22 protein-coding genes are annotated in these 25,422 nt (G+C 61.5%); 10 read left to right on the top strand and 12 right to left on the bottom strand.

What is annotated here, in order from left to right; translation table 11 throughout:
* Nucleotides 1–121 precede the first annotated feature (121 nt).
* From pdxR to ACSOSP_RS21595, 3 genes are all read left to right on the top strand, one after another.
* Nucleotides 122–1,609, top strand: a complete 1,488-nt coding sequence (gene pdxR / locus ACSOSP_RS21605) for a MocR-like pyridoxine biosynthesis transcription factor PdxR (protein ID WP_455312965.1) — start codon at nt 122–124, stop codon at nt 1,607–1,609.
* A gap of 289 nt (nt 1,610–1,898) precedes the next feature.
* Entirely contained in the window at nt 1,899–2,291 is a 393-nt protein-coding gene (locus ACSOSP_RS21600) for a hypothetical protein (protein WP_455312964.1), read from the top strand.
* 43 nt (nt 2,292–2,334) lie between these two features.
* The gene (locus tag ACSOSP_RS21595; protein ID WP_455312963.1) at nt 2,335–3,381 is read left to right on the top strand and encodes an acyltransferase family protein; all 1,047 of its coding nucleotides are present in this window, start codon (nt 2,335–2,337) and stop codon (nt 3,379–3,381) included.
* 5 nt (nt 3,382–3,386) lie between these two features.
* On the opposite strand, the gene ACSOSP_RS21590 is transcribed toward ACSOSP_RS21595, so the two are convergent.
* The 12 genes from ACSOSP_RS21590 to ACSOSP_RS21535 all read right to left on the bottom strand — a co-directional run bounded on the left by ACSOSP_RS21590 (nt 3,387) and on the right by ACSOSP_RS21535 (nt 15,817).
* Nucleotides 3,387–4,604, bottom strand: a complete 1,218-nt coding sequence (locus ACSOSP_RS21590; RefSeq protein ID WP_455312962.1) for a hypothetical protein — start codon at nt 4,602–4,604, stop codon at nt 3,387–3,389.
* Between the two features lie 78 nt (nt 4,605–4,682).
* Nucleotides 4,683–5,267 carry an acyltransferase gene (locus tag ACSOSP_RS21585; protein ID WP_455312961.1) on the bottom strand — a complete coding sequence of 195 codons (585 nt, stop codon included), beginning with the start codon at nt 5,265–5,267 and terminating at the stop codon, nt 4,683–4,685.
* A 3-nt stretch (nt 5,268–5,270) separates the two neighbouring features.
* Nucleotides 5,271–6,653 (bottom strand): oligosaccharide flippase family protein, encoded by a 1,383-nt coding sequence (locus ACSOSP_RS21580; protein WP_455312960.1) that lies wholly within the window; start codon nt 6,651–6,653, stop codon nt 5,271–5,273.
* On the bottom strand, nt 6,650–7,936 hold the full coding sequence (locus ACSOSP_RS21575; RefSeq protein WP_455312959.1) for a capsular polysaccharide export protein, LipB/KpsS family: 1,287 nt from the start codon (nt 7,934–7,936) through the stop codon (nt 6,650–6,652). Before ACSOSP_RS21575 ends, ACSOSP_RS21580 begins: the two co-directional genes overlap by 4 nt.
* Nucleotides 7,937–8,008: 72 nt before the next feature.
* Entirely contained in the window at nt 8,009–8,773 is a 765-nt protein-coding gene (locus ACSOSP_RS21570) for a WecB/TagA/CpsF family glycosyltransferase (RefSeq protein ID WP_455312958.1), read from the bottom strand.
* A 34-nt stretch (nt 8,774–8,807) separates the two neighbouring features.
* On the bottom strand, nt 8,808–9,689 hold the full coding sequence (locus tag ACSOSP_RS21565) for a glycosyltransferase family 2 protein (protein WP_455312957.1): 882 nt from the start codon (nt 9,687–9,689) through the stop codon (nt 8,808–8,810).
* A 58-nt stretch (nt 9,690–9,747) separates the two neighbouring features.
* The gene (locus ACSOSP_RS21560) at nt 9,748–10,875 is read right to left on the bottom strand and encodes an NAD-dependent epimerase/dehydratase family protein (RefSeq protein WP_455312956.1); all 1,128 of its coding nucleotides are present in this window, start codon (nt 10,873–10,875) and stop codon (nt 9,748–9,750) included.
* Nucleotides 10,872–11,885 (bottom strand): dTDP-glucose 4,6-dehydratase, encoded by a 1,014-nt coding sequence (rfbB, locus tag ACSOSP_RS21555; RefSeq protein WP_455312955.1) that lies wholly within the window; start codon nt 11,883–11,885, stop codon nt 10,872–10,874. The genes ACSOSP_RS21560 and rfbB overlap by 4 nt, the downstream gene beginning before the upstream one ends.
* Nucleotides 11,885–12,772, bottom strand: coding sequence for a dTDP-4-dehydrorhamnose reductase (gene rfbD / locus ACSOSP_RS21550; protein ID WP_455312954.1), 888 nt, complete (start codon nt 12,770–12,772; stop codon nt 11,885–11,887). Before rfbD ends, rfbB begins: the two co-directional genes overlap by 1 nt.
* A gap of 31 nt (nt 12,773–12,803) precedes the next feature.
* Entirely contained in the window at nt 12,804–13,382 is a 579-nt protein-coding gene (gene rfbC, locus ACSOSP_RS21545) for a dTDP-4-dehydrorhamnose 3,5-epimerase (RefSeq protein ID WP_455312953.1), read from the bottom strand.
* Nucleotides 13,379–14,281: a glucose-1-phosphate thymidylyltransferase RfbA gene (gene rfbA / locus ACSOSP_RS21540; protein ID WP_455312952.1), complete on the bottom strand. Its 903-nt coding sequence runs from the start codon at nt 14,279–14,281 to the stop codon at nt 13,379–13,381. Before rfbA ends, rfbC begins: the two co-directional genes overlap by 4 nt.
* 120 nt (nt 14,282–14,401) lie before the next feature.
* A complete protein-coding gene (locus ACSOSP_RS21535) occupies nt 14,402–15,817 on the bottom strand; it encodes an undecaprenyl-phosphate glucose phosphotransferase (RefSeq protein WP_455312951.1) in 1,416 nt (471 codons plus the stop codon).
* A 649-nt stretch (nt 15,818–16,466) separates the two neighbouring features.
* Between ACSOSP_RS21535 and ACSOSP_RS21530 the strand changes: the two genes are divergently transcribed.
* The 7 genes from ACSOSP_RS21530 to ACSOSP_RS21500 all read left to right on the top strand — a co-directional run bounded on the left by ACSOSP_RS21530 (nt 16,467) and on the right by ACSOSP_RS21500 (nt 25,410).
* Entirely contained in the window at nt 16,467–16,718 is a 252-nt protein-coding gene (locus tag ACSOSP_RS21530; RefSeq protein ID WP_455312950.1) for a hypothetical protein, read from the top strand.
* Between the two features lie 21 nt (nt 16,719–16,739).
* Nucleotides 16,740–17,447 carry a YjbF family lipoprotein gene (locus ACSOSP_RS21525; protein ID WP_455312949.1) on the top strand — a complete coding sequence of 236 codons (708 nt, stop codon included), beginning with the start codon at nt 16,740–16,742 and terminating at the stop codon, nt 17,445–17,447.
* A gap of 4 nt (nt 17,448–17,451) precedes the next feature.
* Complete coding sequence (locus ACSOSP_RS21520) at nt 17,452–20,397, top strand: YjbH domain-containing protein (protein ID WP_455312948.1); 2,946 nt, start codon at nt 17,452–17,454, stop codon at nt 20,395–20,397.
* 79 nt (nt 20,398–20,476) lie between these two features.
* Complete coding sequence (locus ACSOSP_RS21515; RefSeq protein WP_455312947.1) at nt 20,477–21,637, top strand: polysaccharide biosynthesis/export family protein; 1,161 nt, start codon at nt 20,477–20,479, stop codon at nt 21,635–21,637.
* 3 nt (nt 21,638–21,640) lie between these two features.
* Nucleotides 21,641–22,078, top strand: a complete 438-nt coding sequence (locus ACSOSP_RS21510; protein ID WP_455312946.1) for a low molecular weight protein-tyrosine-phosphatase — start codon at nt 21,641–21,643, stop codon at nt 22,076–22,078.
* 52 nt (nt 22,079–22,130) lie between these two features.
* Nucleotides 22,131–24,371 (top strand): polysaccharide biosynthesis tyrosine autokinase, encoded by a 2,241-nt coding sequence (locus tag ACSOSP_RS21505; RefSeq protein WP_455312945.1) that lies wholly within the window; start codon nt 22,131–22,133, stop codon nt 24,369–24,371.
* Nucleotides 24,358–25,410: a hypothetical protein gene (locus tag ACSOSP_RS21500; RefSeq protein WP_455312944.1), complete on the top strand. Its 1,053-nt coding sequence runs from the start codon at nt 24,358–24,360 to the stop codon at nt 25,408–25,410. Before ACSOSP_RS21505 ends, ACSOSP_RS21500 begins: the two co-directional genes overlap by 14 nt.
* Nucleotides 25,411–25,422: the final 12 nt, after the last annotated feature.

Here is a 25,422-nt window from a genome sequence, read left to right as displayed (position 1 = left end):
GGCATGGCTCCTTGGAGGGTTGATCGTTACTTGTCGGTTCTTAGGCGGTAGCTCGACTATAGTAAGATTTGGCTCTTTCAATCAGAGCCATTTCCGTGTTTTTATAGGAGCCATTTCAGCGATGCGCGCAAGCATGTTGTCCGACTGGCTGGCTCAGCGGATCGAAAGAACAGGCGGTCAACCGATATACCGGCAGTTGTATGGCCTGTTGCAGCAGGCCATCCTGTCGCGGGAATTGCCGGCGGGGACCAAGGTACCGTCGTCGCGATTGCTCGCAAGCGAGTTGGGCCTCGGCCGCAATACGGTCACGCAGGTGTATGAGCAACTCGCGCTGGAAGGCTACGTGTGGTCGGCGACGGGGCAGGGTACGTTCGTCTCGGACAGCGCGCCAGATGAGATCGTGGGCGCGCAATCCGCGGCGCGCGATGCGCCCCCGGCGGAGCCTCGTGTACTGTCCGCGCGCGGCGCACGGTTGCTGCAGGGGGCGGGTGTGTCGCAGCGGCAAGGCGGCGCGTTCATGCCCGGCGTACCCGATGTCTCGCGCTTCCCGGCGGCTGTCTGGAGCCGCCTGCAATCCAAATATTGGCGCCGCTTGCCGCCGGACCTGCTGACCTATGCGCCCGGCGGCGGGCTGCCGAAGCTGCGTCAGGTGCTCGCCGATTATTTGCGGACCTCGCGCTCGGTGCATTGCACGCCGGAACAAATCATCGTGACGACGGGGATTCATCAGTCCATCGATCTTGCCGTGCGCCTGCTGTCCGATTCCGGCGATGTCATCTGGACCGAAGACCCCTGCTACTGGGGCGTGCGTAGCGTGTTGCAAGTATCCGGGCTATCGCTCAAGGCCATTCCCGTGGATGCAGAGGGCATCAATCCATCCGCGGATGATCTTGCCGCGCCACCCAAGCTGATGCTGGTCACGCCGTCGCATCAATATCCGCTGGGCATGGTAATGAGCCTCGCGCGGCGGCGCATGCTGCTGGAGTTCGCGCGGCAGAACGGCTGCTGGATCATCGAAGATGATTACGACAGCGAGTTCCGATACGGCAGCCGGCCACTCGCGTCGCTGCAAGGACTCGATACATCGGGTCAGGTGATCTACGTAGGCAGCTTCGGCAAGACGCTTTTCCCCGGGCTGAGGATTGGCTATATCGTGGTGCCCGAGGGCTTGTCGACGAGCTTTGCGACCGCTTCCGCCGAGTTGTATCGAGAGGGTCAGCTGTTGCAGCAGGCGGTGCTGGCCGAGTTCATCGCGGAGGGGCATTTCACATCGCATATCCGGCGCATGCGCGGGATCTATGGGCAGCGTCGCCAGATCCTGCTGGACACGATCAGGAAGCGTTATGGCGACGCGTTGCAGATTGTCGGTGGCGATGCCGGGCTGCATCTCGTGCTGCGTTTGCCCGATGGCGTGGATGACCGTGAGGTGGCGAAAGCGGCGCTCGCGGTCAATATCGTGGTGCGGCCGCTGTCGGGTTATTTCCTGCGGCCTGCAGAGGGCATGTCGGGGTTGCTGATCGGGTACGGATGCGTGGCGGAAAAGGAAATCGAGCCGGCGTTTGAAAAGCTGGCTGCGGTGCTTGATCCGGCGTTGAGAGGTAAGGGGTGAGACCGTGCTTGCCTTCCGTGGTTGTCTTTAAGAAGACTCGCCATTTTGAATCGGTCTGACATCTCAATCATTGCGTCGAACTTAAAAAAAACCTGCTCACCCTAAGCGGATGAGCAGGCAAGTTCCGAGGTTTTTGCCTGCCCTGAGAGTGCAAGCGGACCAATCATAGGGGCGTCGTCCACGCCATAAAAAACACTTGCGAAAAAAGGTATGGTTTTGACGTACCGGGATAAGCACGCTGAATCCGTGTGACAGCACTGTTCCAGCAATCGTTACGCGAGTAATTCTCGTGTCAGAAAAGCGGCTTGTTTTGACTGATGCCAACCGGCGCCTGGTGAAACAATCGACTCCTTCAAAGCCGCCGGCACAGTGCGGTTATCAACAAGACCAGTTGCAAATGTTTTGCCAATCCCAACCAGCGCACGGGGGTGTGATGCTATCCGGGATCATGTTTTTAGCGGCCGTTGTCATCGCCGTTTATGTGGCTGTTTCCTTCGCCTCAGCTATTCGAATGCGGTTGTTTTATGGCGTCTATGCGCACATTGAATATGGCACGGCGAAGTGGCGCAGGTTCGGCAAGTGGACGCCGCGGCGCCTGATCCTTTTGTTGAGACTGCGTCGGCTGGCCGCTTTGGCGCTGCTGATCATGTTGACATGTGCGATCGCCAAAGGATCGTCTTGAAACCTCGCCAGTCAGCCTGCGCACTCCTGAGGAAACGCTAAGAATGAGCACAGAACGCAACCCGGAAATCGACCTGTTCCGCGGCCTTGGGATTCTGCTGGTGGTGCTTGGACATACCGCAGGGCTTCCGGAAGAAGTCCACCGGTATGTTTATTCCTTCCATATGCCGGCGTTCTTTTTCCTGTCGGGCTATCTCTTCCAGGTCGATAAGGCGCAGCGTTCGCCTGGGTCGTTTGCCAATGGAAAATTCCAACGGCTGATCATTCCCGCGTGGTGCATGGGCGCTGTATGCGCACTGGGATTCGTCGCCAAGCTGCTGCTCCACAGGCTCACGCTAACAGCATTCCTCGGGTTGGCGTGGGGTACCGCGGTCGGCTTTCCACGCGCCGACGGTAATTTTCTCTCGACACCGTTGTGGTTCCTGTTTTGCCTGTTCAGCCTGGAGACGGCCGCCGCGTGCCTCGCGCGCGTGATCGGCAAAGCGATGGTGCCGGTGCTGATGGTGATTGGCATTGCCGGAATAGCGGGCGCGGCGCATTTGCCGTTCATTCCGTTCGACCTTGACATAGCAACATCCGCAGCATTTTTCTTCGCGATCGGACACATCGTCAGGAGAAGGCGATGGTTTGATTTTCAAGAAAATGGCTCCACGCTACGCCGCGTGATCCTAAGTGTCAGTGTCGCAATGGTGTGGGCTGTGCTGGTGAACAGATCGGGAGATGCGCTCAATATGTCGGACAGCATCTACGGCTCCACTCCGGTGAAACTCACGTTCGATGTTGCGGCGGCGCTCGCCGGTACGCTGATGCTGGGCCATCTCTGCATGGCGCTTCCCGACTCCCGGTTTTTGCGTTGGCTCGGAACGCATACGCTACCTATCCTTGGCTTCAACTATCTGGTGAACGCGACGGTCGTCCATGTGCTCGACGCCGTTCATGCGAACCACTGGTTGCTGTCGTTCGCCATCCAGGCCACTTTGCTGGCGGCGATTGCCTGGGCTATCGACCGCACGGGTGTGGCTGGCGATCTCATCAATGGCCGTCGCCGTCAGGCACGTTCGACAGAGCCCGCGCGAGTGTCGCGGACTTGACTCCCTCATGCACCGGCACCGGCGACACGGCTGCCAACCGGCGCGGGCAAAGCGTCGGAAACCGGCGCTGACATCTGCGTTTCAACCTCGACGCCATCCCTATACCCCAGCAACATAAACACGAAGATGGACACGCCAAGCGGCTCGATCATCATCAAGCCGGAGAACACCAGGAAGACGAGCGGCGCCAGGTTGCCGAAGTCCTTTCTGACGCGAATCCACAGCACCAGGCAGTACATCAGCGCAACCGGCACCCCGTACTTGTAGACCAGCCACGTCATGGAGTTGGATATGCCGCTGTCCTCCACCTTGACGTAGCCGAATTCATCCAGAGCGAGCGCGTTGTACGCGTCCATATCGCCGCTGGGCCTGCCAAGCAGCAGGCTGTCCGAGGCTGCGCGCAGACCCAGGGTCAGGTCGTTGATGCGCACCAGGATACTGGCGTCGTTCTGGACGTTGCGGCCGAAGAGCACGGAGAATGCATCGCCGAGAATACCTGGCGCGGATACGCCCAGGACCACCAGCACGACGACGGTCCCCGCCAGCAGCTTGGCCACTTTTGGCTGGCGCGCGTAGATGTAGCAAAATCCCGCGAACGGAAACAGGATCGACAGCGCGCCCATGGATTGCGTGGTGATAGCCGCCAGGAGGAAGACCGCGCTTGGCCGCCTGCGGAACTTGAGCACGTTGTACGTGTACGCAAGCGTCAGCATCACGCCATACACGCCCGCTTCCCAGAAGAAGCCCTGGTTGCGGTAATGATGAAAGCGCTCGAGGTCGGACGAGCGCACATAGAGCAGGCCGAACACGGTGCTGTATTCGCCGTCTATGAAGCGGGCGATTCCGGGCGCCACGTACGCGAGGGGATACAGGACCAGGGAGACGATGGCCGTGTAATACATGACGTCGACAAACAACTCGCGGAAATCCAGACCGGAGCGCTTGAAATGAATGCATGCAAAGAGCGCGATCAACGCTTTAAGAATGACAAACAACTCCTTGTCGTCGACGGTCCAGTCCTGCACGAAACTCACAACGAAAATCAGCCCGATGAGCAGCGCAAACATGAGCCCGACCGCACGTGGAATGCGGGGTGAGGCAAGGAAACCGCAGAACAGGATCAGCGTGATGGCCGCGATCAGCGGCCCGTTGCCCATGCGCACGACGACGATCCAGCCGCCGCTTGCCAGCAGGATGGCGAGCAGCAGGAGCGAATATCGCATGCGTTTATTGAAGCGTATTTTCATGGCGGAAAAAGCGTGGTCGAATGAAGGGGGAAGTGAGTGGGTGTCCGGTCATCTTCACGCGGTTATCCATTCTTCGGTCTGCGGGTTCCATCGGCGAATGACCCTGGCAGGGCTTCCCACGGCGACGCAATAATCGGGAATATCGGTGAGCACCACTGAGTTGGCGCCGATTACGCAGTTGCGCCCGATCGTGCATCCAATCAAGACTGCATTCTCACCAATCCACGTACCGGTCCCGATCCTGACGGGCGCGCGGGGCGTCAACGCCTGATGTTTCACGGGCATGCGGACATCTTTATAGCCGTGAGCGTAGTCGGCTATATACACACGGTCCGCGATCAGTGCATCGGCTTCGATCACAATCGATTGCGTCGCAATGATGTGCGCACTGTTGCCTATATAAACGCCGCGCTCAATCCGCAGCGCGGGTTTGCTGTCAAAGCACGCGATGGTTTCGAGCCATGCGAAATGATTGATGAACGCATCCCGTCCGATCGAGATATTGTCGGAGCCGCTGATCCGGATCGGGCGGAGAATCCTCGCGCCACGCCCGAATTCGGCGAAGAAGAAAGGCAGCAGCACACCCTGAAGGCATGTGCTGAGACGGTTGCGAACCTTGAACCAGATGCCGAGTTCCATGGTTCAGCTACCTCGCCGTTGTGCGCTGTCGCGATCAAGCCAGAGCCTGACGTGTTGCGCATAGAAGCCGGGCGACGGAAACACGGAGATGCCGAGCATGCGCCGGGCAATGAGTCCTTCGATTACCTTCTCTCCGGCGAGTGCGAGCGAGGTCGCGATCGCGGCGCCTAACGGACCGATGAGCGGAATCAGCACCACGCACAACACGACACAACAGAGGGCAGCCCCCATCATCGTATTCCGGATCATTTTCTCCAGGCCGTAGACCACGAGCAGCGGGCGTATTGAACCGCTCGCGACAATCGCGAGTTGCCCGAAGCTGAGGCAGACGAGTGCACCATAGCCTTCGCGGAAATCACCGCCGAATAACCTGAGGATCTCGGAGCCATAGAGCAGGATCACGGCAAACACGGCCGTCGCAGAGACGAACAGCACCGAGGAGATGCTCTGGATCAGGTACTGGATTTCCTCGCGTGACTTGTCCCCACGCATCATCGCGAGTCGTGGTCCGACGAGCGCATCGATAGGCGGGACGAGAAATCCTGACAACGTCAACGCAACGCGTTGCGCAACCGAATACGCGCCCACGGCATCAGGCGAAGCGGCGATGCCCACCGCAAAAACCGCGATCCACAGCAGCGCCATCTGGCAGACGTTGCCCACGAGAAGCGGCATCGCGGGTGCGAGCAACGCGGGGTCGGGCAAGGCCGCCGCATTCGTGTTCTGCGCACTTTTATGAGCCATGAAGCGCCGCCATTGCGCAAACGCAATCAATGCATTGACCGTGCAAGCCGCTAGAAAGATCTGAGCACCGGTCACGCCGGAATGCGGGTGAACCAGCAAGAGCGCGGGCAGCGAGAAGAGCGGTATCCATAGGCTCAGGATGGCGATGCTGCTCTCCGGACGATTGGCGATCTGCAGGAACGGCACGTGGATCAATGCAAAAGTCAGCGGCAGGATGGAGAGCGCGAACCATGGCAGCACGTCGGCCAGTTCCGCCTTGTGAAAGATGTAGACGGCAATCACGCGGGCGAGCGCAAACATGACCATTGCAATCAATGCGCCCGCGCACAGGGACGTGAACAACGCTCGCCGATAGAGACGCCGCAGTGCGTGCCAGTGGGCATCGCGGATCAGCGGAGCGCCTTCACGGATGATGATCTGTTCGAGCCCGAGACGCGCCAGTGTGGACAGCAGGGTCGCAGCGCCGAAACCGATCATGTAGAGACCGGTCTGCGCCGCGCCGAGATACCGCCCCAGATAGATCACCAGCGTGAAGTTGACGACTGCTCCGAGCACGCGGGAGAACAGGCTTGACGCAATGCGCCTGAGCATCGTATTGCGCTTGATCAACGCCGCCATCTGCGTGAACCGCATCCGGCTCATCGAGCGGCTCGCGAGTCATTGGCGATCTGTTGCGCGATCGTGCGGGTAAATGACAAGTCCACGTCGCTGAAGTGTCCCTTGAAGAAATGTTTGTCGATCAACGGGCCAAGCAACGAGGCAGGGTTATCGCTGCAAGGCGGCTGGTCTCGCGTCAGCAACGTCTCTAGCGACACGCCGGAGCGGAGCGTGTCGATGCCCGGCAGATGATCGTAGAACGACTCCCCCAGCAAGATCACGCGATGCCCTTGCGCGAAGGCGTCGAGTCCGGTGAGCGAATTGACGGTGATCGTGGTCCTGCTCCTGTCGAGATCCTGCTGCAGCGAAGCCTGGCTCAGGACCACGTTGCGCGACGCTTCAATCAGCGCATAGAAGGCCGGCGAATACTTTCGCCTGTACAGCGGGTGCTCGCGAACCACGATGGTCACGCCGGCTCGCACGTTGTCCAGCACGAGTTTGAGCAGGCCGACGTCGTCGAGACCGAGGGGGTTGTGGTAAATATTGTTCGCGTCTTCCGGGACCTGCATGGCGACCAGTACGACCTTGTGCGGATCGGACTGCAGCAGCACCGTCGAACGCAGTCTGGCATAGCGTGCCTGTGGACATTTGTGCAGCGTGTAGGGCAGGAGGTCGGGTGGCATCAGGCGCGTGACATGTGCTTGTGCGAACGCGACGCGGTCCAGCAACGTATAGAGCTTGTTGGTCCAGCGGGCTGAATTTACGCGAGGCGGCAGGGATGGCCCGGACGCCTCGAGCCGGGCAAGCTCGTGGCGAAACGAGCAGTTCGCGTTGACGCCCTGGCGATCGAGCACCGTCGTGCGGTATGGGCCTTGCTCGAAATACCACGACACAGTCTTGCGGTTCTTTAGCGCGCGAATCAGCGACTCGGCGGGAAGCCGTGTATCACCGCTGATGATCGCAATGTCCGGATCGAACTTCGTCACGATCGAGCGGCAGGCGCGCAGCATTTTTTGCGCCTGGCGCCGCAGCGCGACTGTCTGCGTCGGCTTGATGTTCGGGTCCGATGCATGGAACCGGATCATGGCCTCGATCTCCGGTCCGGGCACGCTGGCGATACCCTTTGTGCTGACGCTTGCACCCAGATACGACTGCCAGGAAAGCGCTGCCGTTTGCCGTCCATGCACCTTCATGTAAGCCCAGGCGCTGGGGAATACCGCGAGATGCAGGAACTCGGCATCGGGCTCGAATTGCTTCCATGCATCTTCTATGCCGCAAAAGAAACGCGCCATTGAGTGGTAATAGACCAGCGTTACGATTTTTGTCATGCGCTTTCGGATGAGTCGTTGAGTGGGGGCGCGAGCGGCCATGTGGTCGTCGGGAACCGCGAAAGCGCAGCGCTAGATCAGCGTTCGTCCGGTGTTGCGCTCGGGTCTCAATGAGCGCCAGATTCGCAGCGAGCGAAACAGGAACACCGAGTTTCCGAGCACGTACCGGCGCCACAAACGCCGTGGCTCACGGGCGAGGCGGAACAGCCATTCGAGATGAAGCGTCTGCAGCATGCCGGGCGCGCGGCTTACCCGGCCCGACATGAAGTCAAGGATCGCGCCGCCATTGACGATCAGGCACGGCCACGTGATCGCCTCCTTTAACGCCAGCGCCACGCGCTCCTGCTTGGGCATACCCATTGCCAGGATGACGATCGTGGGCCGGCTTGCTCGCACCGCGTCCAGGTAGCGCGCGTCCGGCTGGAAGCCGTCCAGCGTGATCGTGACGTCCGAACCTGCCTCACGCAGTTTCGCCGCCGCCATGGATAGGTAGGGGTCCCGGGTGCCCAGCAGCGCGACGCTTCCGAGACAGCGTTTCAGCACCTTCGGAATCAGGTCGGTGCCGTTCATGTTGAGGCCCGGCCGGATGCCAAGCAGCGTCAGCAGGATCGATACGCCAATACCGTCACGAAGCAGCAGGTCGGACTCGACCAGGCTCCTCCTGAAATCGCTCTCCTTCCACGCAAGGTTGAATGCGTGCGCGTTCAGGAACGACACCACCATCGGCTTGCGCGCGGTCTGCATGGCTTCGATGATCCTGTCCTCCTCACGCTCGCTCATGACGAGCGTGAGCTTCCTGATCAGGCTGTTGCCGCGCATGTGGTATCGGTAAGTCATGTCTGTCTCCGCAAAGCCGGCGCGGCGCTCGGGCTCATTGCTGCACCTCTTGCGCAAGCGGGCGTGCCATTTGAAGGGCGTCGCGCATTGCGCGGATCTCAACCTTGTTGCGTGCCGCGAAGTGAAAGCCGCCAAGCGCCAGTGCTGAAGTGAGCACGGCAAGATTGCGTCTCCTCAGCCCCCAGTACAGCCAGTTGCGCGTCATGAAATAGCGCGAGAAGTCAGACTTGGCGCCGCCTGTGGACGAACTGATCTTGTGCCGCAGATGAATGGTCGGCGTGAAATACATCCTGAATCCGGCCTGATTGAGTTCGTGACAGAACACGGTGTCGTCGTAGTACACGAACAGTTCTTCCCACATGCGGATACCGGCGTCGCGCAACGGCCAGATCTTCACGATCAGCGAACAGGTCGGTGCGTAGTCCACGCGATACAGCTCGTCCGTCGTCAGCCGGTCGGGTTTGTTATGACCGAAATGCCTGCAGCCGCCCTTCAGGTAACTCAGCTTGCCCCCGGCATACCAGACCTTGTCCTCGGGCTTGTAATAGAACATCTTCGGCGCGAGCGCATCGACCTCGGGGTGCAGCTGGAGAAGCTCTACATGCTTCTGCAGGAAGTCCGGACCGACCTCGATGTCGTTGTTCAGGAACAGCAGGTGCGTGTAGGACCGGTCGGCGAGGAAGAAGTCGATCCCCTGGTTATTGCCCGCCGCCACGCCGGTGTTTTCGTAGTTGCGAACGAACGTGAACGGCGTCTTCAACTCCGCGCGGATCACGCGTTCGCAATGAAGATTGCTCACGTCGTTCTCCACGAAGAGGATATGGAAATTATCGAAGGTCTGGGCGATCATGCTGTCGATAAACCCATTGATCACGTCGTCCGATTTGAACAGCACGGTCACGATGCCGATTTTCATTGTCTCGATCCTCTCTGGAAAGCACGGGCGCCAGTCTCTGCGTTGCCTGGGCAATGCTTCAATTCATCAAACCCCGGGCGCGCATTTCAGCAACCGAGCGCTCATAACCCGCGTCTTCAATCGTCTGGCTCCTGACCCACTCGCAAAAACGCGTGGCGCCTTCGCGGAAGGAGACGCTTGCCTGGAAGCCGAGCTCGTTGCGAATCTTGCTGACGTCGGCGAAGTTGTGACGGATATCGCCCAGCCGGAAATCGCCCGTGATCTTCAGTTCGCCCGCAGCGCCATAGATCCGTTTCAGTGTTTGCGCGACCTCAAGCACGCTCGTCGCCACGCCCGAGCCAACGTTGTAAGCCACCTGCTGCGCGTGCTCCGCGTCCAGTGTCAGGACGATGGACTCGACCACATCGTCGATGTACACAAAATCTCGCGTCTCATCGCCGTCTTCGAAAATATTGATGTCCTTGCCCTGCAGCAGCAGCGTGGAAAATATAGAAAGGATTCCTGTGTAGGGATTGCGAAGCGATTGTCCCGGTCCATATACGTTCTGGAACCGCAGCGCCGCCGCACCAATACCCATGGCGCCGCATGTCATCAGGACCAGTTGCTCCTGAACCAGCTTGGTGATGCCATAGACCGAACTCGGATGGGTCTTGGACGCTTCGTCCGTCGCCACCACCTCAAGCGGTTCACCCGTATCCGCGGACAGACATTCGAACGCGCCGGCACGCATGTCACGGGCGTTGCGCGTGCCGGGATAAACGTCGCCGGCCGGGCCGCGATATTTACCCTCGCCATAGATCGAGCGTGACGATGCCACCACCACGCGGCGGATCGAATGCGGTTGGTGGGCCAGATGATCGAGCAGCAAGGACGTGCCGCGGATATTCGTTTCCACGTAACGGTCGACCTGATACATCGACTGGCCGGTGCCGGTTTCGGCGGCGAGGTGCACCACTGCCTCTTGTCCTTCGAGCGCCTCGGCCCAGTCATTGGCGTGGCGTACGTCGCCCTTGATGAAACGCACGCTTGCCGGAAGCTCGCCAAGAAGTGGCGACTCGTGCGGACTTGCGCCGTGAATCTGCGGGGACAGGTTGTCGAGCACGGTAACGGCGTCACCGCGCGCCACGAGCGCTTTGGCAAGCGAGCTGCCGATAAAACCGGCGCCGCCGGTGATCAGTGTTTTCATAGCGTCAATCCGAGTTGCCAGTCGATCGTCTTGGCGATGCCCGTTTCGAAGTCTTCCGCAGGACCCCAATCCAGTTCATCGCTGATTTTTGCCGTGTCGATTGCATAGCGGCGGTCGTGCCCGGCGCGGTCAGTCACGAACTCGACCAGCCGCATGTGCGGCGCGCGTTCGGGCAGCCGTTCGTCGAGCAGGCGGCAGATCAGTGCGACCACGTCGCTGTTGCGCCACTCGTTGCACCCGCCGATGTTGTACGTCTCGCCGGCCTTGCCCTTCGTCAGCACACGCAGCAGCGCGTCGCAATGATCATCGACATAAAGCCAGTCGCGCACGTTCTGGCCGTCGCCATAAACCGGGATACGGGTGCCGGCGAGGCAGTTGCGGATCACGGTCGGAATGAACTTCTCCGCGTGCTGGCGCGGGCCGTAGTTGTTCGAACAATGCGTCGTGACGACCGGTAGCCCGTACGTGTGGAAATAGGCGCGTACCAGATGATCGGACGCGGCCTTGCTCGCCGAGTAAGGCGAGTTCGGTGCGTAAGGGGTGGTCTCGACAAAGGCCGGGTCGCCCGGACCCAGGGAGCCGAACACTTCGTCAGTCGAAATGTGATGAAAGCGCCGCTCGCGGGCCGCGTCCGTGCGGGTGCTGAACCAGGCGGCGCGGACCGCTTCGAGCAACGTGAAGGTGCCTTCCACATTGGTTCGAACGAACTCGCGCGGGTCGCTGATCGAGCGGTCGACATGGCTTTCCGCCGCGAAGTGGACGACGGTATCAACGCCATGTTCGTCCAGGAGCCGGCCCACCAGCGGACGGTCGCAAATGTCACCGTGCACGAACGTGTGGCGGCCTGGGTCCGCCAGATTCGACAAGTTGTCCAGCGACCCGGCGTAGGTCAGCAAGTCGAGATTGATGATCCGCACGCGGGGATCGGCGCGCAGCAGGTGATGCACGAAGTTCGAGCCGATAAATCCGGCGCCGCCCGTGACGAGGACGGTAGAGGGTCGATAGTCCATCAGTTTGCAGCCCAGTAGTTGAGTACTTCGGCGAGGCCTTCCTGCCACGGCCGGGGCTCGAGGCCAAGCAGGTTGCGGGTCGTTTGCATGTCGAGTGCGGAGTTCCTGGGACGGGCCGCCGGCAACGGGTATTCGGCCGTGGTGATCGGCCGCACGGTCGGCGGCCGGTCGAGCATGCCGCGCGACGCCGCCTGCGCGACCGTAGCCTGCGCCAGAGCGCACCACGTGGTCACGGTGCTCCCCGTGTAGTGGTAGGTGCCCCAGGGCAGCGAGCGGTTGCCGGGCGCCCGCAGGTACCGGTCAGCGAGCGACAGCAGCACCTCGGCAATTGCCCCGGCGTGCGTGGGTGCGCCGTACTGGTCGCCGACAATCCGAAGTTCGCGGCGCTCGCGCGCAAGGCGCAGGATCGTCTTCACGAAGTTGTTGCCGTGCGCGCCGAACACCCACGACACCCGCAGGATCAGATGCGACGGAAGCAGCGCGCGAATGGCCTGCTCGCCGGCCCATTTGCTGCGGCCATACACACCGAGCGGCGAAGCCGGATCGCCCGGTTCGTAGGGCGTCGCGCTGTTGCCGTCGAATACATAGTCCGTGGACAGATGGAACAACGGGATGCCGGCTTGCGCAGACGCGCAAGCCAGGATCTCGACGGCGTCGCGGTTCACCGCGAACGCCTGTTCGGCATCGCTCTCCGCCTTATCGACGGATGTGTACGCGGCGGCGTTGATCACCAGCTCCGCGTCGTACTCGCTCAGGGCACGATCGACCGCGTCGTGATCGGTGATATCGAGCGCTTGCCGGTCGAGTCCGATCAGTTCGCGGCCGTGAGAGCGCAACACGAGCTCGCGGCCCACCTGGCCGCCGGCTCCGACTACGAGAATCGTCATCGCGTGGCGCTCCCTGCGAAGTCGCGCAAGCTCATGCCGCGACCTCCCCGAAGCGCGGCAGCCTGGCCGGTTCCTGCTCGTGCAGCAGCGGTAACGCAAAGTCCTTGGCGGACATTGCCGTCGCTGCGCCGCCGCCGAGCTCGGGCCATTCGATGCCAATGGCCGGGTCGTCCCAGCGAACACCCGCGTCGGTCTCGGGATCGTAGTAAGTCGTGCATTTGTAGACAAAGTCCGCTTGTTCAGAAATCACGCAAAAGCCATGGGCGAAGCCGGGTGGTATCCACAACATCTCGTGGCGCACGTCGTCCAGTGTCACGCCGACCCACTGGCCGAAGGAGGGCGAGCCAAGCCGGACATCGACAGCCACGTCGAAGACCGCACCGCGCGATACGCGCACGAGCTTGCCCTGCGGATTGCGCCGCTGGTAATGGAGCCCGCGCAAGACGCCGCGCGCCGAACGGGACTGGTTATCCTGGACGAAGCGGGCGTTCACGCCGGCATCGGCGAGCCAGGTTTCGCGGAAGGTCTCGACGAAAAAGCCGCGCTCGTCGCCGAAGACTTTGGGCTGCAGGATCAGGACGCCGGGAAGACGCGTTTCGACCAGGTTCACAGCGCTACCTCGCGACGCAGCAAGTCCACCAGATAGTTTCCGTAGCCGCTCTTCAGCAGTGGCGACGCAAGACGCTGCATGTCTTCGCTGCCGATCCACCCGAGCCGCCATGCAATCTCCTCGGGGCAGGCGATCTGCAGACCCTGGCGCACTTGCATCAGATGGACGAAGTTGGCCGCGTCCAGCAGCGATTCATGGGTCCCCGTGTCGAGCCACGTGTAGCCGCGGCCCATCAGTTCGACCTTGAGGTCGCCACGCTCCAGGTAGGCGCGGTTGAGGTCGGTGATCTCGAGTTCGCCGCGTGCCGAAGGCCTGATCTCACGCGCCATCGGCACGACATCGCGGTCGTAGAAATAGAGGCCCGTCACCGCATAGTGGCTACGCGGATGACGGGGTTTTTCTTCCAGGTCGACGGCATTGCCGTGCTGATCGAGCGTCACGACGCCGTAGCGTTCCGGGTCGCGAACGTAGTACCCGAAGATGCTTGCGCCGTCCTCGCGCGAGCACGCGTTTTGCAGCAGCACTGAAAGACCGGTGCCATAGAAGATGTTGTCGCCGAGGATCAGCGCGGCCGGACTATTGCCGAGAAAATCTTCGCCGATCAGGAACGCCTGGGCGAGTCCTTCGGGACGCGCCTGCACTGCATACGACAGGTTAAGACCCCAGCTCGACCCATCGCCGAGCAGGTGAATGAAGGATTCGCTGTCCTGCGGCGTGGTGATGATCAGGATGTCTCGTATGCCCGCCAGCATGAGCGTGGTGAGCGGGTAGTAGATCATCGGCTTGTCATACACGGGCATGAGCTGCTTGCTGACGGAACGTGTCAGCGGATGCAGGCGCGAGCCGGTGCCGCCGGCCAGGATCAAACCCTTCCGGGCAACGCGGGTTGGGACGGTCATGTCACTCTCATGCTGGGAAATGCCTCAAGAAAAACACGCGATGCCGGACTGCCCGCGTGGTGTGGGCGAGTGGGTTCGGTCCCGCAACGGAGGGGCGATTGCCGCTCGCATGCGATCTCGTCAATACGCATGCAGCCCCCCGAATCCGCGCACGATCGTCATGAGCACGATCTTCAGGTCGAGGCCGAAGGTCCAGTTCTCGATGTAGTTCAGGTCGAGCTCGACGCGGCCCTGCATCTTGTCGATAGCCTCGGTTTCACCGCGGTAGCCGTTGATCTGCGCCCACCCGGTAATGCCCGGCTTGATCCGGTACCGGCACATGTAGCCGTGGACCACATCCTTGTATTGTTCGTCGTGCTGCAGCGCATGAGGACGAGGGCCGACGACCGACATCTCGCCGCGCAACACGTTCAGGAATTGCGGCAATTCATCCAGGCTGGTGCGTCGCAGGAACGCGCCCACGTTCGTCACGCGCGGATCGCGGCGCTTCGCCTGCGTGAGCTGGCCGGGCTCTTCCGTATGCACGACCATGGTCCGGAACTTGTAGATCTGGAACGGCGTGCCGTTGACGCCCTTGCGCGATTGCCTGAAAAACACGGGCCCCGGCGAGGACAGCTTGACCGCGACCGCGATTGCCAGCATCAGCGGCAGAATGCACACGAGCACCAGCGCAGCGAACAGACGGTCGAAGATTTCCTTGGGCACGAAACGGTGGTCGGCAGGCGGCGAAGCAAGCAGGTTGATCGCGGGTACACCGACAATTCCGTCTATGGCGTGAGTGAACGGCGCGAAGTTGTGGACGTTGGGGATGAAGCGGATATTCAGGAACTCGTGCTTGAACTCGCGCAAGATTGCGTGGATCCGCTCTTCTTCCTTGAAGGTCAGCACCAGCCATAACTCGTCGATAGCCCGATGCTTGACCGCTTCCGCGAGTGCCCCAAGCGAACGTACGACCGGCAAGCCGCAGGAGAAGGTTGCAGCGTCCGGGCGTTCGTCGAATACGCAGACGGGCTGAAGAGCGCCGCTTGCCGAGCGCTGCAGTTTTTCGATCAACCGCATGCTGTAGGCGCTGGCCCCCACTATGGCGACGGACCTCGCCCGCTCGCGCCGTGATTGCGCGACGCCGAACAACCGGTACCCTCCCGTGCGCGCCGCGATCAGCAGCGCAAGTGAGATCAGGAACCATGCACCGGACCACAAGCGCGAGATCAGGGACATCTGCTGGACGGACAGCATGAATGCAATGCCAAGCAGGAATACGGTGGTCCAGCCGGCTGTCACGCGCATTGCAGTCTTGAGAAAAGAATCACGCCGGAATGTGCGATAAAATCCGAGTGCCGGGAACAAACTCGCGACCATTAAAGCGTTGAATGCGACCAAAATGACAATAGGCGCGCTCCAGGAATGGAAATCCTCAAAACGCAACGCAAAAGCTATCGCCGCACCAATCAGAATCATGCAGGCGTCTACTGTGCGCGATAAGAATCCAAGCCGGTACGTAGTGACGTCCGTTTCAAGAAGCCGAGCCGATTGCATGTTATTCCCCAATGAATAGCGTGACTGGTCTTCAACCGCATTTTATTTAATCGGTGCTATCGTTTACATCTGCTGGATGCTCTTCCCCGGAGAGCGGGCAAGGCTCCGCACACCGTCTTTGGCACGGTGCTAAAAAAGCGCCTCGCCACGCCCGATGGATGATGCGAATCAGGAAATGCAGCGGCATTCGCTTCGAAACGCGAATTTCAAAATATTAATTACCTGGCAATGCCTTAAACAAATAACCAGAACAAATAACCAGAGGCATGCCACCCGTCTTTTGCGTTGCATCATACATAGGCGAAAAGCGGACGGTACCTGTCTGGCGTAAAAGAACACGATGTTGACGGAGCGGGTCAATAAATAGAACCAGCCGGGGCTGCTATTGATCAGACGACATTCATGTCAATTCAATAGCGCATTCCCATTCGCGTCAAAGTCGTGCCGTTTAAAGTCACGGGCAGTCACTGCGATGCAGCAAATGTACTATCCGCCTTGAATTTAGCCAGCTTTATCTGTCGTGATTTGCCATTGAGATATTTATCGATTTCTCAAGAGCATGTCGGCCATCGCCCCGGTTTGGATCCGGGCATCGGGACAGGTCTTGCTTCTCTCATGCGGCTTGCGCCGCGCCCTGACGAGGTGACGTATGAAAGCTCTTCCTGTTTTGATGACGGTAGCAGCGCTGGCCATGCCTTCGCTGTCGCATGCGCAGGGCGAAGAGGGCGCCACTGCCGCGGTGGCGGCCGCGAGCGCCGGTGGCATCAGTACGGCCGCGCTTGTGGTGGGCGGCGTGGTGGCGACAGCGCTCGTGGTAGCGGCGGTATCCGGCGGGGGTGGCAACGGGCTGGGCTCGACCGGCACCACCGGTACGACCGGAACCAGCGGCACGGTTCGCTAACCCTTGCGCGCGCTCGATTCCGTGTCCCGTGTCCACTCGCGTCGTGACAGCCATCGCGGCCATGCACCGCATCGGCTGTTTTCACCGGCGTTCGCACGCTGCCTCGCCTGCGCCGCGATGACCCTGCTGGGTGCGTGCTCGGAACCGATGCGGGCGCTCTCCGACAGTTATTCCTTTGTGCGTCAGAACAGTGACGCGCAGATCGATCGCACCGTTCTCGCGAAGGAACATCAGTACCTGAAGGTGTCGTCCAGAGGCCGCTCTGCACTGCTCGTGCTGGGTAACGTGGAGCAGAACGCGGCCGGCCCGGTCGAGGTGTGGTACTCGGGCGCGGGCGAAGTCCTGCGGATTCAGAACGGCCGCCTGATCGGTGCGACGGGGACGGCGACCGAGTGGTTGAATGTGCGTCTCTCGGCGCCGCCGGACTGGCTCTCGATCAGCGCGCCGGCATCGTATGCACGCCGCCGTGACGTGATGCCGGCCTATGACTTCGGCGAAGCCGACGTCGTCACCGTGACGCCCATCGACATGCCCGCGAACACGCGCTACAGCGGGCCGAAAGCATCGGCCTTGCGCTGGTTTGCGGAGCGCACGCAGGGACGCATCGGCTTACGCGATTCGCGTTATGGCGTATTGCAAAGGGACGGCCACGCGGTGGTCGTCTACGGCGAACAATGTCTCGATGACCGGCTCTGTCTGAGCTGGCAGCGCTGGCCGGCCGAAGTCTGACGTTATGGCGACTGGAGTCAGGGACGCGCTCGATCGCGGAAGAAGTTATGCGCTTTATTGTTTGCTGTCATGCACACCGGTACATGTTTTTGGAGCGCAGGCCGTGACCATCGGTGCACCTGTGCGCCTGGGCGATTGGCTGGCGAGCCAACTGGCCTTGCCTGCCCAGCGCGAACGGGACATCTATGTCACAGGTATTCAGTGGCAGTCGGCCCGGGAGCGTTCGTTGCAACAGGGCGCACGTCAAACGCTGCTGGACCAGATCCGCTACCTGGCCGGTCCGGCTGCGCCCTCGCAACCGGACCGGGATGGGGTGAGCGCGCTGATTGCCGCGCGCCCGGCAACGGGGCGCGTGGTGCTCAAGGAGGCGGACCCGCGCTGGCTGCAGGCGAATCCTGCGGAGGACCCGGTGTTGAATGCGGGCGACGCGGTGGCGATTCCCGAACGTCCGTCAAGCGTCACCGTGATCCGTGGAGATGGTTCGCTATGCAAAGTAAAGCATGTGGCGCAAGCGGAAGCGAGCTATTACATCCGAAGCTGCGATCCGCATGCGGCGCCTGACGACGCGTGGGTCGTGCAGCCCGACGGCGTGGTGCAGAAGGTGAATGTCGGGTTGTGGAACCGGACGGCGCAGCAGCCGCCTGCGCCCGGCGCATGGATCTGGGCGCCGGACAGGTCGGCGGGGTGGCCTGAATCCTTGTCTGTGCGTCTTGCGAGCTTCTTTGCGACGCAGGGCCCGTCGGGACTCGACGACGCAGGGCGCGATGCTGCGCCGCTGCCTGACTCACACGAGGAGCTGTCGCCGGCCGCGGCGCAATTTCATGACCGCGATCTGCCCGTTACCGCAAGCGACTGGGGCACGATCGGCTTGTTGCAGACCCCGACCGCCCGCATGGGCGAGGCGGGCGAAGCGTCGATCGGTATCTCCACGACCTCGCCGTACACGCGGGTGAATGTGATGCTGCAGCCGCTCGACTGGCTGGAGTTTGGTTTCCGCTATACAGACATCAGCTCGGAGAAGTATGGACCGGCGTCGTTGAGCGGATCGCAGAGCTACAAGGACAAGAGCATCGATTTCAAGGTCCGGTTGTTAGCCGAGACGGCGATGCGGCCGGCGGTTGCGCTGGGGATGAGGGATATTGGCGGCACGGGCCTGTTTTCGGGCGAGTACCTGGTGGCGAACAAACGCACCGGCGACTTCGACTGGAGCCTTGGTCTGGGCTGGGGTTACCTGGGGGCGCGCGGCAACATCGATAACCCCTTGTCGATCATCAGCGACAAATTCAAGACCCGTCCCGCGCCGGACTCGAACGTGGTCAACTCGGGGACTTTTTCCAAGGCGTATTTTCGCGGACCGATGTCGTTGTTTGGCGGCGTGCAATACCAGACGCCCTGGACGCCGCTCGTGCTGAAACTCGAGTACGACGGCAACAACTATCAAGACGAACCGTTTCACCAGCACTTCACGACACGGTCGAGTTTCAACATTGGCGCGGTGTATCGCGTGTCGTCCCACATCGATGTCAGCGCCGCGCTGGAACGCGGCAACCGGGCAATGCTGGGTATCACGCTGCACGGCAAGCTGGCGGATATCGGCACGCCGAAGGTCAGCGATCCAACGCCGTTGCCGGCCTTGATGCAGCCCGTGGTGCAGCCTGTCGCACAGCCCGCTGTGCAGCCCTTGATTGAGCAAGCAGCGCCCGCGGTGGCTGTGACCGACTGGCGTGGAACCGCACAAGCCCTGGAGCAACAAACCGGCTTCCGGGTACAGAGCATCTATCGCGACGGTTCGCAGCTCATCGTCGCTTTCGACGAGATCGATGCGTTTTACCTCGCGGACAAGATTGACCGCATCGCCGCCGTGTTGAACCGCGATGCACCGCCGGAGGTTCGCGCGTTTCGCGTGACGCTCGTGTCGCGCGGCTTGGCCGTGACCGGTTATGCGATCGAGCGCGACACCTGGGTGCGCAACCACGCGAGCCTGCTCGCGCCTGTCGACCGGCAGCAGGCCGTGTTCAAGATGCCGCCTGCCGCGATGCCGGATGGTCCGGCGCCCAGGGACATGTATACGGACATCTACCGGCAGGAGCCAAGGCGCTTCACCTTGTCGGTCGGGCCGGCGTATCAGCAGACGCTCGGCGGCCCGAATGGATTCGTGCTGTACCAGTTGTCGTTGAACGCGTATGCCGAAGCACGCCTGCGCCGCGATACGTGGCTTGCCGGTGACCTGAACCTGGGGCTCGTCGACAACTACGACAAGTTCACCTACACGGCGCCGAGTTCGCTGCCGCGGGTGCGGACCTACCTTCGCGAGTACCTGACGACATCGCGCTTCACCATGCCGCTGCTGCAACTGACGCACGTGGGCGCGCTTGGCCGCGACCAGTACTACAGCGTCTATGGCGGCTATCTGGAGAGCATGTTCGCCGGTGTAGGCGGCGAGTGGCTGTATCGGCCATGGTCGAGTCCGCTGGCACTCGGCGTCGATGTGAACCGGGTCCGGCAGCGCGATTTCCGGCAGGACTTTGCGTTGCGCGATTACTCGGTGACCACCGGCAACGTGACGCTGTATTGGGACACCGGCTGGCACGGCGTGCAGGTCGACCTGAGCGTTGGACAGTACCTGGCGAAGGACCGCGGCGCGACGCTCGATATCAGCCGCGTGTTTCGCAACGGCGTGCGCATAGGGGCTTATGCAACCAAGACCAACGTGTCGAGCAGCGAGTTCGGTGAAGGCAGTTTTGACAAAGGCATCTACGTGACGATTCCATTCGATGCGCTGTTCACGCATTCGACGTCCGGGGTCGCGGCGATCCGCTGGTCGCCGCTTACCCGCGATGGCGGAGCCAAGCTCGCGCGCCAGTTCCCGCTGTATGACCTCACGGACGAGAGCAACCCACGCAACTTGTGGTTCTCACCGCCAACGCCCGCGACCACTGGTCCGGAATAGAGCGCACGTGGTTCGATCGCCGATGCGAGGCGCGGTCGATCGGCCGCGTGCATCGGTTGCACCATCCAATTTGTTGACTATGAAAAAATTTGCTGTGTCGTCGAAACTGATCGCGGTCCTGTCGTCTGCCTGCATGTTGCTCGGCGGCTGCATGCTCGCTCCCGGCATGAAGTTCGACGCGTCCAAACCGGTCGATCCGAGCGATCCGAACTCGGTCCCGGTGGTCACGCCGATCACGTTCGCGCTGATCCAGCGGGACCTGCTTGACCAGCGTGAACAGCTCACGGCCGATACCCGCTATGCGCCGTTGCTCGGCAAACCGAAACCCTACCGGATCGGGCGGCACGACGTGCTGTCGATCATCGTATGGGATCACCCGGAACTGGTCATGCCGAACCTGACCTACGACATCGAGCGCACCAACGGCGCCATGCCCGGCAGCGCCGGCATGGCATCGCAAAGCGTGCCGGGTTATGTCGTCGATGAGAACGGGCTGCTGCAGTTTCCCTACGTCAAGGGTCTGCGTGCCGAAGGGCTCAGCGAACAGGATCTGCAGAACGCGGTGACCCGCAAGCTGACCGGCGTGATCACCGATCCGCAAGTCACGGTGCGAGTGGTCGGTTTTCGCAGCCAGAAAGCGTACGTGGAGGGTGAAGTCCGTACGCCCGGCGTAAAGCCGATCACTGACATTCCCGCCACGCTCGCGGAGATGCTGAACCAGGCCGACGGTATCGCACCGACTGGAGACCGGTCACGCATCCAGTTGACGCGCGGCGAGACCACCTACGACATCGACCTGGGCGAGCTCCACGCGAAGGGGCTGAACACGACGGCCATTGCGATCCGCAATGGCGATGTGATCCGCGTGCCGCCGTTGCTCGAACACCGCGTGGTCGTGATGGGCGAAGTCGGCAAGCCGAGCCCGGTGCCGTTCCGAAGCGACGGCCGCCTGACGTTGAGCGACGCACTGGGCGACGCCGGCGGCGTGAGCCAGGTCACCGCCGACGCGAGCGAGATCTATGTGATCCGGCGCCACGTGGATGGCGCGCTGCCGGTCGTGTATCACCTCGACAGCAAGTCGCCCTCCGCCATGTCGCTCGCGAGCAGCTTCCAGCTCAGGAGTGACGACGTGGTGTACGTCGACGCACCGGGCGTGATCCGCTGGGATCGCTTCATCACTCCGCTCGTCGGCAGCACGACTGGCGCCTATTACCTGCAACGCACGGCACGAGGCGACTGACGCATGATCCGTTCGATCCTGACTGTTTGCATTGGCAATATCTGCCGCAGCCCGATGGCCGCAGGCCTCCTGCGCGCGCGCCTGCCCGAGTTCCAGGTGCTGTCGGCGGGCTTGGGCGCGCTCTCGGGCATGCCGGCAGATTCGCTGGGCCGCCAGTTGCTGCTTGAGCGCGGCATCGACATTGAAGCGCATCGCGCGGTCCAGCTAAGCGCATCGCATTGCTCCGGCGTCGACATGATCCTCGTCATGGATGCGGACCAGAAGCGCGTGATCCAGGAGACCTATCGGGCGACCCGCGGCAAGGTGTTTCGCCTGGGCGAGTTCCAGGATCGCGACATCTTCGATCCCTACGGCGGCAGCCGTGCCGACTTCGAGCAATGCCTTGCGCTGATCGAAGCGGGCGTCGACGAATGGGCGCAACGCATCGCCCTCACGGCCTGATTCGTCAGGTACTTTTTCCTTGCTGGCGCATTGCTTACCTTGGCGCAATTGAATGAATCTAATGACACGTCCTCCATCGCCTCCGGTCGATAAAGAAGAAGATCTCGATCTCGTCACGATCCTGGATGTCATGATCGAGAGCCGCTGGCTGATCGCTCTCGTGACCGGCGCCTGCCTGGCGCTCGGCCTCCTGTACGCGTTCGCCACCGAGCCCGTCTATCAGACGGACATCATGATCCAGGTCGAGGAAAGTCCCGACTCTTCGGCGGCCAAGAGCATGCTCGGCGATGTATCGTCCCTCTTCGACGTGAAGTCGACCGCCGCCGCCGAGAGCCAGATCCTGGCGTCACGGCTCGTGGTCACGCGGGCGGTCGAGAAGCTGCGGACTTATATCGATGCGGGTCCGAAGCGCTTTCCGGTGATCGGCAACTGGCTGGCAAGGAAGAACGACGATCTGTCCACACCGGGGCTGCTCGGATTCGGCGGTTACGGATGGGGCGGCGAACGTATCGACGTCCAACGTTTCGATGTGCCGCAGGACCTCGAGAGCAAACGATTCACGCTGACGGTCGCGGATGCCACCCATTACCGTTTGTCGGGCAGCGAGCTGGACCAGCCGTTCACGGGTCAGGTCGGCCGGCTCGAAACCATTCCCTCGCCGTACGGCAACCTGAGCCTGCTGGTCAACAGCGTGCGCGGCAACCCGGGCGCGCAGTTCATCCTGAAGCGTTATTCGAAGGTCAAGACCATCGAAAACCTGCAGGACAATCTCGACGTGCAGGAGAAGGTCAAGCAGTCGGGCATCCTGATCGCCGCATTGCAGGATACGAACGCGCGGCGCGTGTCGGATCTGTTGAACGCGATCGCCACGCAGTATGTTGCCCAGAACGTCGAGCGCAAGTCCGCGGAAGCGGCGCAGTCGCTCAAGTTTCTCGATACCCAGTTGCCTCAGATCAAGTCGCGGCTCGAGATAGCACAGGCGCGCTATACCGCGATGCGTGACCGTCGCGGATCGATTGACATGACCGAGGAAGCGAAGCTCTCACTCGGGCAGGCCGCCGATGCCAAGACGCGCTTGCTCGAGTTGCAGCAGCGCCGCGAAGAGCTGCTGCTGCGTTTCAGCCCGACGCATCCGGCCATTCGCGCCATTGATGAACAACTGGCGAGCTTGCAGCGTTTTACCGACAACACCGCGGCGCAGCTCAAGCTGCTTCCGGACGCACAGCAGGACATTGTCCGCACGATGCTCGAAGTCCAGGTGAATACGGATCTCTATACGTCGCTATTGAACAACTTCCAGCAGTTGCAACTGGTCAAGGCGGGCAAGACCGGCAACGTGCGCCTGGTCGACACGGCGATCGTGCCTGAAGATCCGGTGAAACCAAAACGGCTGCTGGTCGTGCTCGGGTCATTCCTCGCTGGCGCGTTTCTGGGCGTTGTGGTGGCGTTCGTCCGGAACATGCTGTTCCGTGGCATCAGTGATCCTAATGAAATCGAGCGGCGCAGCGGACTGCATGTGTATTCCACCATTCCGTTGAGCGAGCATCAAACGGCGTTGTCCAAACGCATTCGCGCCAAGTCGCCGGGTGTGAAGCTGCTGGCGCTGGATGCACCGGAGGATCCCTCCATCGAGAGTTTCCGCAGCCTTCGAACCGCGCTTCAGTTCACGATGTTCAACGCAAAGAACAACGTGGTGCTGATCACGGGACCGGCGCCATCGGTGGGTAAATCATTTGTCTCGGCGAACTTCGCGACCGTGCTGACGACGGCCGGAAAACGCGTGCTGCTGATCGACGCCGACTTGCGCAAGGGTTATCTGCACCAGTATTTTGGGCTCGAACGCAGTGTCGGACTGTCGGAGATCATCTCGGGCCAAACCAGCGTGGAGGCGGCCGTGCATCGCGGCGTCGTGCCGGACCTCGACTTCATTTCGACGGGCGCGCAGCCGCGCAACCCGGCTGAACTCCTGCTCAACGACCGCTTGCTCAAGCTCGTTAAAGACGTGTCCGAAGCGTATGACATTGTCGTGATCGATACGGCTCCCGTGCTGGTCGCCGCCGACGCCGGCATTCTCGCGCCGGCCGCGGGCACGGTGTTTCTGGTCGCCTGGGCCACGGTGACCAAGATGGGCGAAATCACGGAGACAGTGAAACGGCTGGCCCAGGCGGGTGTCGAGCCCACCGGCGTGCTGTTCAACGGCCTGAACCTCAAGCATGTGAAATACGGTTATGGATCGAAGTACGGCGCCTATCGCTATGCGGCCTACGCGTATGAAAGCGATGCAAAAAAATAAGCGAACGGGTGTGATGTCCATGATCGCACGGGTGTGCGCCGGGCTGGCTTTCCTGCCCGTGTTTGCGCTCGCCGCAGCGCAGCCCGTGCAAACTTCCGCCCAGACGACCACGGATACCGTGCCTGCGCAGGCACGCAGCGCGGGCTACACGACGCACACGTTTCGCAGCCGCTTCGACCCGGTGAGCGTGGACTGGAACGACGAGCGCAACGCGAAGTTCCAATGGTTCCGCGGACGGTTTTTTGGCTACCCGCCTTTGGAGCGCTCTGCGCTATCAAAGCCGGACTCGGGCGAGCAGGGCATTACGCTCGGCGACAGCGGCCGCGCGAACTATGGCGTGGCGACTGCTGCACCCGCCTTGAGCGGGCCCGGATGGATCGGCACGGCATTTGGCGGCGGCGCGTACATGGAGGCGGAGCTCAAGTTCGACCCCGCGGCCTCGCGCTCGACAGCGCAGCGCGGATGGCCGGCGTTCTGGAGCATGGCGATCGAGCATCTCGCAGGCCTGGCCGGCGAACAGTGGCCGGGGCAGCCGCAGGGTTACCGGCGGTTCATTGAAGTGGACATCTTTGAATACGATCTGCGGCGCTTCGGATTGCCGGGCGATTTGTACGGAAGCGCGTTGCATGACTGGTACGGCGTGTTTCAGCATACCTGCCCCTCGGGTTATTGCGCCCGCTCGACCGCGAACCTCGATGTGCGCATGCGCACGCCTGCCGGCACGGACTTCAGCCGTTATCACCGATACGGATTCTTGTGGATTCCGGCGAACGCCAATCAGCCGGGAAAAGCGCAATTTTTCTTCGATGGCAAGCCGGTCGGCAAACCCATGACCTGGGTGCGCGCCGGTGACGGATCGCCTGAGACCGAGATGAAGACCGCCGGCTTCAGCGTGCTCGACAAGGATCACCTCGTGCTGATTCTCGGCAGCGGCAGTGCGCAGCCCATGACCGTACGCTGCGTCGATGTATGGCAAGCGACGTCGGCCGCGAACCTGGTGTGCGGCTCCACGCAAGAGGCCGGTTGTTTAAGCAAGTGAGGTGAACGAAAT

It is taken from the genome of Caballeronia sp. KNU42 (genome assembly GCF_053760385.1).
This window is presented reverse-complemented; position numbering and strand designations above follow the sequence as displayed.

Coding starts and splice junctions, on each gene's coding strand:
- pdxR (WP_455312965.1), top strand. CDS start 122: ATGCGCGCAAGCATGTTGTCCGACTGGCTGGCTCAGCGGATCGAAAGA.
- ACSOSP_RS21595 (WP_455312963.1), top strand. CDS start 2,335: ATGAGCACAGAACGCAACCCGGAAATCGACCTGTTCCGCGGCCTTGGG.
- ACSOSP_RS21590 (WP_455312962.1), bottom strand. CDS start 4,604: ATGCGATATTCGCTCCTGCTGCTCGCCATCCTGCTGGCAAGCGGCGGC.
- ACSOSP_RS21585 (WP_455312961.1), bottom strand. CDS start 5,267: ATGGAACTCGGCATCTGGTTCAAGGTTCGCAACCGTCTCAGCACATGC.
- ACSOSP_RS21580 (WP_455312960.1), bottom strand. CDS start 6,653: ATGAGCCGGATGCGGTTCACGCAGATGGCGGCGTTGATCAAGCGCAAT.
- ACSOSP_RS21575 (WP_455312959.1), bottom strand. CDS start 7,936: ATGACAAAAATCGTAACGCTGGTCTATTACCACTCAATGGCGCGTTTC.
- ACSOSP_RS21570 (WP_455312958.1), bottom strand. CDS start 8,773: ATGACTTACCGATACCACATGCGCGGCAACAGCCTGATCAGGAAGCTC.
- ACSOSP_RS21565 (WP_455312957.1), bottom strand. CDS start 9,689: ATGAAAATCGGCATCGTGACCGTGCTGTTCAAATCGGACGACGTGATC.
- ACSOSP_RS21560 (WP_455312956.1), bottom strand. CDS start 10,875: ATGAAAACACTGATCACCGGCGGCGCCGGTTTTATCGGCAGCTCGCTT.
- rfbB (WP_455312955.1), bottom strand. CDS start 11,885: ATGGACTATCGACCCTCTACCGTCCTCGTCACGGGCGGCGCCGGATTT.
- rfbD (WP_455312954.1), bottom strand. CDS start 12,772: ATGACGATTCTCGTAGTCGGAGCCGGCGGCCAGGTGGGCCGCGAGCTC.
- rfbA (WP_455312952.1), bottom strand. CDS start 14,281: ATGACCGTCCCAACCCGCGTTGCCCGGAAGGGTTTGATCCTGGCCGGC.
- ACSOSP_RS21535 (WP_455312951.1), bottom strand. CDS start 15,817: ATGCAATCGGCTCGGCTTCTTGAAACGGACGTCACTACGTACCGGCTT.
- ACSOSP_RS21530 (WP_455312950.1), top strand. CDS start 16,467: ATGAAAGCTCTTCCTGTTTTGATGACGGTAGCAGCGCTGGCCATGCCT.
- ACSOSP_RS21520 (WP_455312948.1), top strand. CDS start 17,452: ATGGCGACTGGAGTCAGGGACGCGCTCGATCGCGGAAGAAGTTATGCG.
- ACSOSP_RS21515 (WP_455312947.1), top strand. CDS start 20,477: ATGAAAAAATTTGCTGTGTCGTCGAAACTGATCGCGGTCCTGTCGTCT.
- ACSOSP_RS21510 (WP_455312946.1), top strand. CDS start 21,641: ATGATCCGTTCGATCCTGACTGTTTGCATTGGCAATATCTGCCGCAGC.
- ACSOSP_RS21505 (WP_455312945.1), top strand. CDS start 22,131: ATGAATCTAATGACACGTCCTCCATCGCCTCCGGTCGATAAAGAAGAA.
- ACSOSP_RS21500 (WP_455312944.1), top strand. CDS start 24,358: ATGCAAAAAAATAAGCGAACGGGTGTGATGTCCATGATCGCACGGGTG.